Genomic DNA, 10,282 nt, shown 5'->3' on the forward strand with positions numbered 1-10,282 from the left:
GGACAGGGGCATGCGCAAGGGGGTAAAGGCCACCGTCATCGGCAGCGTGTTCGCCGTGATGGTGGGCGGGGCGGGGTACGGGGCGTTCAACGTCGTGTCCGCGCTGGGGGGTTCGGACGGGGTCGACGGGATCGGCGGCGCCTCGGCCAAGAAGACCGGGCCGCCCAGCAGCAGCGAGGTCGAGGAGACGACGAAGAAGTTCTTCGCGGCCTGGGAGAGCGGGAACGCGGTGACCGCCTCGTCGTACACGAACAACGACGCGGCGGCCGACCTCGTCCTGGAGTCCTACAGCGGGGCCGGTCACATCACGAAGGTGAAGATCACGCCCGGTACGGCGACCGGGGCCACCGTGCCGTACACCGTGCGGGCCACGGTGTCGTACAAGGGCATCTCCAAGCCGATCGGTTACAAGAGTCAGCTGACCGTCGTCCGCGGGAAGACGACCGGGCGGGCGCTCGTCGACTGGCAACCGACCGTCGTGCACCCGGAGTTGAAGACGGGCGACACGTTCGTCACCGGGGAGTCCGCGAGTCCGGCGATCGAGGCCGTGGACCGGGACGGGGTCGTGGTGACGAAGGAGAAATACCCCTCCCTCGGGCCGATCCTGGACGAGTTGCGGGCCAAGTACGGTGACAGGGCGGGCGGTACGCCCGGTATCGAGCTGTCGATCAAGCACGACGTCGCGGACTCGGCCGACACCACGCTGCTGACCCTGGAGAAGGGCAAGCCCGGCAAGGTGCGCACGACGCTCCGCGCGAGCGTGCAGGCCGCCGCCGAGAAGGCCGTGACGAAGTACTCGGAGTCGTCCGTCGTGGCCCTTCAGCCGAGCACCGGGCAGGTGCTGGCGATCGCCAACAACCGCAACGACGGCTTCAACGCCGCGTTCCTGGGGAAGTTGGCGCCGGGCTCGACGATGAAGATCATCAGTGCCGCCACGTTCATCGACAACGACATCACGACGATGAACGGCCCGGCGCCCTGCACGCCAGACGCGGTGTGGCAGAGCCAGACCTTCCACAACCTGACCGGTCTCAAGCCGGACCTGAACGCCACGCTCGCCGACAGCTTCGCCCGTTCCTGCAACACGGCCTTCGTGAAGTACGCCGACTCGGTCAAGGTGGATTCGCTGACCAAGGAGGCCGAGGACCGCTTCGGGCTCGGCCGGGACAACTGGAAGACCGGCATCCCGTCCTTCGACGGCTCGGTCCCCGCGTCCGGCGGCCCGGACACCGCGGCCAACCTGATCGGCCAGGGCCAGGTGCAGATGAGCCCGCTGAACATGGCGTCGGTGACGGCGACCGCGAAGACGGGCACGTTCCGCCAGCCGGTGCTCGTCGCGCAGAGCCTCGACGACCGCCAACTGGCCACCGCCAAGGGCCTGTCGGCGAGTACGTCGGCCCAGCTGCGGGCGATGATGAACCGCACCGCGACCAGCGGCACCGCGGCCGGCATCATGTCCGGGCTCGGCGGCAGCATCGGCGCGAAGACGGGGTCCGCCGAGGTGGACGGGCAGTCCAAGTCCAACAGCTGGTTCACCGGCTACCGCGACGACGTGTCGGCGGCGGCCATGACCCAGGACGGCGGCCACGGCATCGACGCCGCGGGCCCGATCGTCCGGGCGGTACTGGCGGCGGGTGGCTGATCTCACTCCGCGGGGAAAGGGAACTCACCCGCACAGGACGGGACTCTAGGCTGTGCCCCGTCGTTGGGGTGTGTGAGGGCTGAGGGCCAAGAGCGACGGGGGCCCAAAGGGATTCGCGGAGGATCGGGAACTGTGGGCACGAGGGGCAAGAAGAAGGTCGTCGCCGAGCGGCGCAAGGCGAGACCTGCCGTGGTCGGCGGGGTGATCGCCGTGGCCGTCGTCGGCGCGGGCGTCGGTGCCTACGCGCTGTACGACGGCGGGGCCTCGGCCGAGGCGCGCACGTCGACCACCGCCGACCACAAGGCGATCAAGACGGGCCCGTTGTCGGCGACCGAGGTGCAGACGACCGCGAAGCGGTTCCTGGCCGACTGGCAGCAGGGCAAGGTCGCCCAGGCCGCCGCCACGACGGACAAGTCGACAGCCGCCGCCGCCCTGCTCACCGGCTACACGAAGAACGCCCACATGACGGGCATCACCGTCACCGAGGGCGCCCGCACCGGCACCAAGGTCCCGTTCTCCGTGAAGTGCACGGTGTCGTACAAGGGCATCAACAAGCCCATGACGTACGCCAGTTCACTGAGCGTGGTGCGCAGCGCGAAGGACGGCAAGCCGTACGTCCAGTGGCACGCCTCCGTCGTCCACCCGGACCTCGCGGACGGCGACACCCTGGTGACGGGCGAGTCGGGCACCCCGCCGATCAAGGCCTACGACCGTGACGGCGGCGAGCTGACGGTGGCCAAGTACCCGTCCCTGGGGCCGGTGTTGGACGGGCTGCGGGAGAAGTTCGGCAAGAAGGCGGGCGGCAAGGCGGGCATCGAACTCCAGGTGATCCGGGGCAAGAAGTCCAAGCAGTCCGACAAGACCCTCGTCGAGCTGAGCAAGGGAACCCCGGGCAAGGTGAAGACGACGCTCAGCCCGACCCTCCAGGCGGCGGCCGAGACACAGGTCGGCAAGCAGAAGAACTCCTCGGTCGTGATGATGCGCCCGTCGACCGGCGAGATCCTGGCCGTCGCGAACGCCTCGCACGGCTTCAACGTGGCCTTCCAGGGCTCCCTCGCCCCCGGTTCCACGATGAAGATCGTGACGTCGACGATGCTCTTCGAGAAGAACCTCATCACCCCGGACGCGTCCCACCCCTGCCCCAAGACGTACAAGCTGGCGGGCTGGACCTTCCACAACGACGACGACTCGGAGATCAAGAAGGGCACGTTCAAGGTGGCCTTCGGGGCCTCCTGCAACAACGCCTTCATCAACTTCGCGCCCAAGCTGTCCAACAGCGACCTGACGACCGAGGCCCAGCAGGTCTACGGCCTCGGCATGAACAACTGGGCCATCGGCGTCCCCACCTTCGACGGCTCGATCCCGGTGCAGAGCGGCGCGCAGATGGGCGCCTCGCTGATCGGCCAGGGCGGGGTCCGCATGAACCCGCTGAACATGGCGTCGGTCGCCGCGACCGTCGACACGGGCACCTTCCACCAGCCGTACCTGGTCTCCCCGACGGTCGACAACCGCACGGTCGCGAAGGCCTCGCGCACGATGTCGTCGACGACGCAGTCGGAGCTGAAGGAGGTCATGAAGTACACGGCGGACTACGGCACGGCGGCCAAGGCGATGGCCGGGCTCGGTCCCGACTACGGCGCGAAGACCGGCTCGGCGGAGGTCGACGGCCAGAAGAAGCCCAACGGCTGGTTCACCGCGTACAAGGGCGACCTCGTCGCCGCGGGCGTCGTCCAGGCGGGCGGCCACGGCGGCGACACTGCGGGCCCGATCGTGGCGGCCCTGCTCAAGCTGGGCAGCGGCCTCGGCGGCTGAACCTCAGCGCCTCCGGGAGTTCAGCTCGCGATGGGTGCGGTGGCCATATAGGTCCGCCGCAGAAAGCGCAGGATCGTCTTCGTCTCGAACTGGACGACGGAGACGCCCTGTTCGGAGTGGAACTCGACCACGGCCTGCACCCGCCCGCACGGCCACACCCGCACCTCGCCGCTGCCGGCCGGGGCGCGCAGCCCCTGTTCCAGCAGTTCGCGGTCGAAGGTCCATTCATGCGGTCCGGGCAGGCCGATACGGACGGCTCGGGGATCGGAGTCGGGGTCGTACCGCAGGACGACGGGGACCGCGTCAGCATCCAGCCGGTCCACGTCCTCGTCGGTGACGATATGGGCTCGCGCGTACTGTTCGACTACGGACATCGGGCGGCCCCTTACGCTGAGTGACCTGTGTGAAAGCTGTGCATCCGCTTCCACTACCCAAATGTCGCACATTTTCTCGGGAGCGCCCTCCGGGGCGACAGATCTCACAGGTCGGCGCGAGACTGTCTGGCTCTTGCAAAGGACTCGCAACAAGCATCTAAAATCATCCCGTGCATGTGCCTGACGGATTCATAGACGCCCCCGTATCCGCCGCGACCGGAGTGGTCGCCGCCGGCGCCATCGCCGTGAGCCTGCGCGGTGCCCGCCGCGAACAGGGGGGCACCTCCCGCGCGAGCGAAGCCGAGCGTGGGGGAGAGCGGACGGCGCCGCTGGCGGGCCTGGTCGCCGCGTTCATCTTCGCCGTGCAGATGCTCAACTTCCCGGTCGCGGCCGGCACCAGCGGCCACCTCCTCGGCGGTGCGCTGGCCGCGATCCTGGTCGGCCCCTGCACAGGCGTGCTCTGCGTCTCGGTCGTCCTCCTCATGCAGGGCATCCTGTTCGCGGACGGCGGCCTGACCGCGCTCGGCGTGAACATCACCGACATGGCGATCACGACGACGGTCGTGGCCTACGCCGTCTTCCGCGGCCTGGTCAAGATCCTCCCGCGCACCCGCCGCTCGATCACGGCCGCGTCCTTCACCGCGGCCCTGCTCTCCGTCCCCGCCGCCGCCCTCGTCTTCACGCTCCTCTACGCCCTCGGCGGCACCACCGACGTCTCGCTCGGCAAGGTCGCCACCGCGATGATCGGCGTCCACGTCCTCATCGGCATCGGCGAGGCCGCGATCACCGCTCTGACCGTCGGCGCCGTGATCGCCGTACGCCCGGATCTGGTCCACGGCGCACGCGGCCTGGAGCGGCGCCTCAAGCTGCGCGTGAACGGCGAACTCGTGGACGCGCCCGCGCAGTTGGAGCCGGTCGCAGCCCGCGGGACCTCGCGGCGCAAACTGTGGCTGACCGGCCTGGTCACGTCCCTCCTCCTCGCCGGTTTCGTGAGCTTCTACGCCTCCTCGAACCCCGACGGCCTGGAGAAGGTGGCCGCCGACCACGGCATCGACCGGCAGGCCGAGGAGCACGCCTCGGCGGACTCCCCGCTCGCCGACTACGGCGTACGCGATGTCGACGACGCCCGGCTCTCCGGCGGCCTCGCGGGCGTGATCGGCGTGGGCGTGACGGTTGTGGCGGGCACGGGCGTCTTCTGGGCGGTCCGCAAGCGCCGTAGCACCTCGCAGGCGGCCTGAGATGGGCGCGGGCCACGCCCACCGTCTCTACCGGCACGGCCACTCCCCCGTCCACGCGCTGCCCCCGCACACCAAACTGGCCGCCGTCTTCGCGTTCGTGGTGGTCGTGGTGTCGACCCCGCGCGAGGCGATGTGGGCGTTCGGCGTCTACGCCGTGCTGCTCGGCCTGGTCGCGTACACGGCCCGCGTACCCGCCGGCTTCCTGCTCCGCCGCCTGCTGATCGAGATCCCGTTCGTGGCGTTCGCGGTGCTGATGCCCTTCGTGGCGGAGGGCGACCAAGTCACCGTCCTGGGCGTGCAGTTGAGCGTGAACGGCCTCTGGGGCGCGTGGAACGTCCTGGCCAAGGGCACCTTGGGTGTAGCCGCCTCCGTCCTCCTGGCCTCGACCACCGAACTCCGCGAACTCCTCCTGGGACTCCAGCGGTTGAAGCTCCCACCCCTCCTCGTCCAGATCGCGTCCTTCATGATCCGCTACGGCGATGTCATCACGGACGAGATGCGGCGGATGCGGATCGCCCGCGAGTCACGGGGCTTCGAGGCCCGGGGCATCCGCCACTGGGGTGTGCTCGCGAAGTCGGCGGGCGCGCTGTTCATCCGCTCCTACGAACGCGGGGAGCGGGTCCATCTCGCCATGGTGAGCCGGGGTTACGCGGGTTCGATGCCGGTGATCGACGAGGTGACCGCGGACCGGGCGCAGTGGTCGTACGCCCTCGCACTGCCCTGTGCCGCCCTTGTCGTATGCCTGTTGGGATGGACGCTGTGACCACTTCTCTTGAGGTCTCGGGCCTCGCCTTCGCCTACCCGGACGGCCAACAGGCCCTGTTCGGCGTGGACTTCACCGTCGCGCGCGGCGAACGGGTCGCCCTGCTCGGCCCGAACGGAGCCGGCAAGACCACCCTCGTCCTGCACCTCAACGGCATTCTCACGGCAGGCGCCGGGACGGTGACGGTGGCCGGACTCCCGGTCGGCAAGCGGCACATGGCGGAGATCAGGCGCCGGGTCGGGATCGTGTTCCAGGATCCAGACGACCAGTTGTTCATGCCGACGGTCCGCGAGGACGTGGCGTTCGGCCCGGCGGCGGCCGGGATGAAGGGCGCCGAGCTGGAGCAACGGGTGTGCACGGCACTGGAGTTGGTGGGGATGGCGGACTTCGCGGACCGTCCCCCGCACCATCTGTCGTTCGGGCAGCGGCGGCGAGTCGCTGTGGCGACCGTGCTGGCGATGGAGCCGGAGATCCTCGTCCTGGACGAGCCCTCCTCCAACCTCGACCCGGCCTCCCGCCGCGAACTGGCCGACATCCTGCGGTCGTTGGACGTGACGGTCCTCATGGTCACGCACGACCTGCCGTACGCACTGGAGTTGTGCCCGCGCGCGCTGATCCTCAGCGAGGGTGTGATCGCGGCGGACGGGAAGACCGGCGAACTCCTCTCCGACGACGCGCTGATGCGGGCGCATCGCCTGGAGTTGCCCTTCGGGTTCGACCCGCGGTCCGTGACAATGGGCGCGTGACGAACGAGGGTCCCGAGGACCACACCGCCGCCGGGTCGCTGCTCCTCGACGAGCAGTTGTGCTTCGCGCTGTACGCGGCCCAGCGGGCGCTGACGGCCGCGTACCGCCCCCTCCTGGAGGAGCTGGAGCTGACCTACCCGCAGTACCTCGTCCTCCTTGTCCTGTGGGAGCGCGGCGAGACCCCGGTCAAGGACGTCGCGACGGCCCTGCGGCTCGACTACGGCACGGTGTCGCCGCTCCTGAAGCGCCTGGAGACGGCGGGTCTGGTCCGCCGGGAGCGGTCGGCGCACGACGAGCGCTCGGTGCTGGTCGCGTGCACGGAGCGCGGCAGTGCCCTCAGGGAGCGCGCGACCCGCGTGCCGGGCGCGCTGCTCGCGGCGACGGAGCTGGGGATGCCGGAGGTCGCCCGCCTGCGGGCGGAACTGTGGCGGCTGGCGGAGCGCGCGGGGGCGGCGGCGGAACGGGCCCGCTGACCCGCTGACCTCGGGTTACCGACGGTTCCCACCCCCTGCTGGCCGGTGCCGACCTACTCGCCAGTATCTTGTGCACGATGTAGTTGCGCGCTCTCGTGTGTCCGTGTTCCGTGTTTCCGCCCCGGGGGAGGTCCCGCCATGACCGACGACACCGCTGCCATCGCTGACGTCGCCGTCGACACCCGCCCGACGAAGATCATGTACGTCGCCGAGGCCACCGCCCACGGCGGCCGGGACGGCTTCGTCAGCAGCCAGGACGGCCAGCTCTCCCTCCAGGTCGCGATGCCCCCGGCCCTGGGCGGTGACGGCAACGGCACCAACCCCGAGCAGCTCTTCGCGGCCGGCTACAGCTCCTGCTTCCACAACGCGCTGGTCCTCGTCGGCCGTAGGGCGGGCTTCGACCTGACCGGTTCCACGGTCGCCGCGAAGGTCGGCATCGGCCCCAACAAGCAGCGCGGCTACGGCCTCGCGGTCGCCCTGAGCGTGTCCCTGCCGGTCCTCGACCAGGACATCGCGGCGAAGCTGGTGGACGCGGCGCACGAGGTCTGCCCGTACTCGAACGCGACGCGCGGGAACATCGACGTGACGATCCTGCTTGGTTGAGAGAGAGGCCTGACGGCGGAACGAGGAGCGCGGACGTGGATGTGAACGGCGTGGTGGCCGAGGGCTTCGAGCCGGTCAGGGACGCGTTCGAGGCGAACTTCGAGGCGCGCGGCGACCGGGGCGCGGCCGTGACGGTGTACCGGCACGGGCACCGGGTCGTGGACCTCTGGGCGGGCACGAAGGACGTCGACGGCACCGCGCCCTGGGAGCAGGGCACGGCCCAGATCGTCCGCTCGGCGACGAAGGGCGTGGCAGCCGCCGTCCTGCTCCTGCTGGCGCAGCGCGGGGAACTGGACCTGGATGCTCCGGTGGGCGAGTACTGGCCGGAGTACAAGGCGGCGGGCAAGGAGCACACCCTCGTCTGGCACCTGCTCGCCCACCGCGCGGGCGTGCCGGTGCTGGACCGCCCGCTGACCCCGGAGCAGGCCGCCGACCCGGTGGTCGGTGCTGCGGCGGTGGCGGCGCAGGCGCCGGTGTGGGAGCCGGGCACGGACCACGGGTATCACGCGCAGACGTACAGCTGGCTGACCGGTGAACTGGTCCGACGGGTGACGGGCCGGTCGATCGGCGAGTGGATCGCGAACGAGATCGCGGGCCCGGTCGGGGCGGACCTGTGGGTGGGCCTGCCGTCGGACGAGGAGAGCCGGGTGGGCCGGGTGGCGCAGGCCGAGGCCGCCCCGGCGGACGCGAGCGCGCTCCGCCTCCGCCCCAAGCGGTCGGTCTCCGAGGCGTACGCGAACCCCGACTCCCTCACCCGGCGCGCGTTCGGGGCGATCACCCCGATGCCGGACGAGAACGACCCGGCGTACCGGGCCGCCGTGCTCCCCGCGTCGAACGGCATCGCGACGGCGGACGGCCTGGCCCGTGTCTACGCGTCGCTGATCGGTGAAGTGGACGGCGGGGTACGGCTGTTCACCCCCGAGACGGCCGAGCTGGCCCGCACGGAACGCTCCTCGGGCCCCGACCGCGTCCTCGTGATCAACACGCGTTTCGGCCTGGGCCACATGCTGCACGGTGGCGCGTCCCCGCTCCTGTCGGAGGGCTCCTTCGGTCACCCGGGCCGGGGCGGCGCGCTGGGCTTCGCGGACCCCGATTCGGGCATCGCGTTCGGGTATGTGACGAATTCGTTCCGCAAGAGCGTGACGGCTGATCCACGCGCGCAGGCGCTGGTCAGGGCGGTGCGCACCGCCCTGTCGTAGCGCACTGGTACGGCTGCGGCCGTCGGTGCCACGGCCTGCGTTCACGGCCCTGGGGCAACAATGGGGTATGCGCTGCTGCTTCTCGGCTCCCCTCGCGGCCCTCGCCGGGCTCCCCACTCCGTACGACGTCGTGCGCTCCGGCGCGCTCCTCGGCCCGGCGCTGCTGCGTGCCGCCCACGCCCGTCCCGGACGCGGCGGATTCCGCCAACTGGCCGCTGTCCACCTGGAGTTGGTCACCCTCACCGAGGACAGCGCCATCGTCACCTGGCACACCCGAATACCCGGCACCGACGACGGCCTAGGCCACCCGCTCCCCGCGGTCACCGAGGGCGAGGTCGTCTACGGCACCCACCCGGCCCGGCTCAACCGCGTCGCGGCCGAGGACCGGCCCACCGCGCACCACCAGGTGGAGCTGACCGGCCTGGAGCCCGGGCAGACGTACTACTACCGGGCACGCTCCCGGGGCGTGACCGCCGTACCGACGCCGTTGCAGCACGTGCGGGGGAACGCCGTCGGCACCTCGCGGCACGGTCTCGCCTCCCTGACCGGCACATACTCCTTCACCACGCCGCAGCCCCCGCCCGGCAGGCACCTGCTGTCCATCGCCCTCTGCAACGACCTGCACCTCGGCGAGACCACCGCGGGCCGCATGGCGGGCTTCCCGCTGCTGCGCGGGGTGTCGCAGGCGGCGGGCCTCGCCGCCTATCCGGAGATCATGACCCGGGCCCTGGTCGAGGAGGCCAAGCGGCGCGGGGCGGACGTCCTGCTCGCCGCCGGGGACATCTCGGCGGGCGGGTCGCCGCGGGACCTGGCCGAGGCCAGACGCATCCTGGACGGCTTCGGCACGCTCGGCCGGGACTATCTCGTCGTACGGGGCAACCACGACCGTGCGGGTAGCTCCGCCGACACGTTCCACGAAGGGTTCCGGGAGGGCTTCGGCGACGGGCCCGGGTACTTCGCCCACGACCTCGGCGGGCTGCGGATCATCGGGCTCGACACGTACGCCAAGGCCGGCAACGGGGGTGACGCGGGTGGGCTCGGTGAGGAGCAGTTGTCCTGGTTCCGGGCGCGGCTCAGGGCCGAACCGGACCGGCCGACCGTCGTCTTCGGGCACCATCCGCTGACGGTACGGGACTCTGTGTTCCCGGTGACCCGGGGGCAGCAGCTCGATCGCCGGCAAGCGCGGGCGATCGTCGACGCGTATGCCTCGGCGCCGGGGGTCTTTCTGCACCACGCGGGCCATACCCACCGGAACAAGCGCACGCTGCTTGTGCGGGCGCCGCATGTCGTTCAGCAGGAGGTGACCGCCGCGAAGGACTATCCCGGTGGGTTTCTGCTCCTGCGTGTGCACTCCGGGGGGTATGCGCTCAACCACTACAAGGCGGGTGGTGTTGAGGCGCGTGAGTGGGGGGAGCGGTCTCGGCGGGTGGCT

10 protein-coding genes are annotated in these 10,282 nt (G+C 70.7%); 9 read left to right on the top strand and 1 reads right to left on the bottom strand.

Features of this window, described 5'->3' with window-relative positions; all coding sequences use genetic code 11:
* The first annotated feature begins 10 nt into the window (after positions 1-10).
* On the top strand, positions 11-1,642 hold the full coding sequence (locus AC31A1_RS37960) for a penicillin-binding transpeptidase domain-containing protein (protein WP_489657658.1): 1,632 nt from the start codon (positions 11-13) through the stop codon (positions 1,640-1,642).
* Positions 1,643-1,774: 132 nt separating this feature from the next.
* Positions 1,775-3,454 (top strand): penicillin-binding transpeptidase domain-containing protein, encoded by a 1,680-nt coding sequence (locus AC31A1_RS37965; RefSeq protein ID WP_489657650.1) that lies wholly within the window; start codon positions 1,775-1,777, stop codon positions 3,452-3,454.
* Between the two features lie 20 nt (positions 3,455-3,474).
* Here the strand turns inward: AC31A1_RS37965 and AC31A1_RS37970 are convergent, their stop codons facing one another.
* Positions 3,475-3,828 carry an SsgA family sporulation/cell division regulator gene (locus tag AC31A1_RS37970; RefSeq protein WP_393752110.1) on the bottom strand — a complete coding sequence of 118 codons (354 nt, stop codon included), beginning with the start codon at positions 3,826-3,828 and terminating at the stop codon, positions 3,475-3,477.
* Positions 3,829-3,998: 170 nt separating this feature from the next.
* Here AC31A1_RS37970 and AC31A1_RS37975 point away from each other — a divergent pair, with 170 nt between their 5' ends.
* The 7 genes from AC31A1_RS37975 to AC31A1_RS38005 all read left to right on the top strand — a co-directional run.
* Positions 3,999-5,066, top strand: a complete 1,068-nt coding sequence (locus AC31A1_RS37975) for an energy-coupling factor ABC transporter permease (protein WP_489657651.1) — start codon at positions 3,999-4,001, stop codon at positions 5,064-5,066.
* Position 5,067: 1 nt separating this feature from the next.
* The gene (gene cbiQ, locus AC31A1_RS37980; RefSeq protein ID WP_489657652.1) at positions 5,068-5,829 is read left to right on the top strand and encodes a cobalt ECF transporter T component CbiQ; all 762 of its coding nucleotides are present in this window, start codon (positions 5,068-5,070) and stop codon (positions 5,827-5,829) included.
* The gene (locus tag AC31A1_RS37985; RefSeq protein WP_489657653.1) at positions 5,817-6,575 is read left to right on the top strand and encodes an energy-coupling factor ABC transporter ATP-binding protein; all 759 of its coding nucleotides are present in this window, start codon (positions 5,817-5,819) and stop codon (positions 6,573-6,575) included. Before cbiQ ends, AC31A1_RS37985 begins: the two co-directional genes overlap by 13 nt.
* Positions 6,572-7,048, top strand: coding sequence for a MarR family winged helix-turn-helix transcriptional regulator (locus AC31A1_RS37990; protein ID WP_489657654.1), 477 nt, complete (start codon positions 6,572-6,574; stop codon positions 7,046-7,048). The genes AC31A1_RS37985 and AC31A1_RS37990 overlap by 4 nt, the downstream gene beginning before the upstream one ends.
* A 138-nt stretch (positions 7,049-7,186) precedes the next feature.
* Positions 7,187-7,651, top strand: a complete 465-nt coding sequence (locus AC31A1_RS37995) for an organic hydroperoxide resistance protein (RefSeq protein WP_489657655.1) — start codon at positions 7,187-7,189, stop codon at positions 7,649-7,651.
* A gap of 35 nt (positions 7,652-7,686) precedes the next feature.
* Positions 7,687-8,850, top strand: a complete 1,164-nt coding sequence (locus AC31A1_RS38000; RefSeq protein ID WP_489657656.1) for a serine hydrolase domain-containing protein — start codon at positions 7,687-7,689, stop codon at positions 8,848-8,850.
* Between the two features lie 67 nt (positions 8,851-8,917).
* Positions 8,918-10,282, top strand: a 1,365-nt coding sequence (locus AC31A1_RS38005) for a purple acid phosphatase family protein (RefSeq protein ID WP_489657657.1), incomplete at its 3' end; no start/stop codon positions are given.

The sequence above is a fragment of the Streptomyces sp. P5F9 genome (genome assembly GCF_057961495.1).

Bases quoted from the DNA above. Each gene is read 5' to 3' on its own strand.
- cbiQ (WP_489657652.1), top strand. From the start codon at position 5,068: ATGGGCGCGGGCCACGCCCACCGTCTCTACCGGCACGGCCACTCCCCC.
- AC31A1_RS37960 (WP_489657658.1), top strand. From the start codon at position 11: ATGCGCAAGGGGGTAAAGGCCACCGTCATCGGCAGCGTGTTCGCCGTG.
- AC31A1_RS37995 (WP_489657655.1), top strand. From the start codon at position 7,187: ATGACCGACGACACCGCTGCCATCGCTGACGTCGCCGTCGACACCCGC.
- AC31A1_RS37970 (WP_393752110.1), bottom strand. From the start codon at position 3,828: ATGTCCGTAGTCGAACAGTACGCGCGAGCCCATATCGTCACCGACGAG.
- AC31A1_RS37985 (WP_489657653.1), top strand. From the start codon at position 5,817: ATGGACGCTGTGACCACTTCTCTTGAGGTCTCGGGCCTCGCCTTCGCC.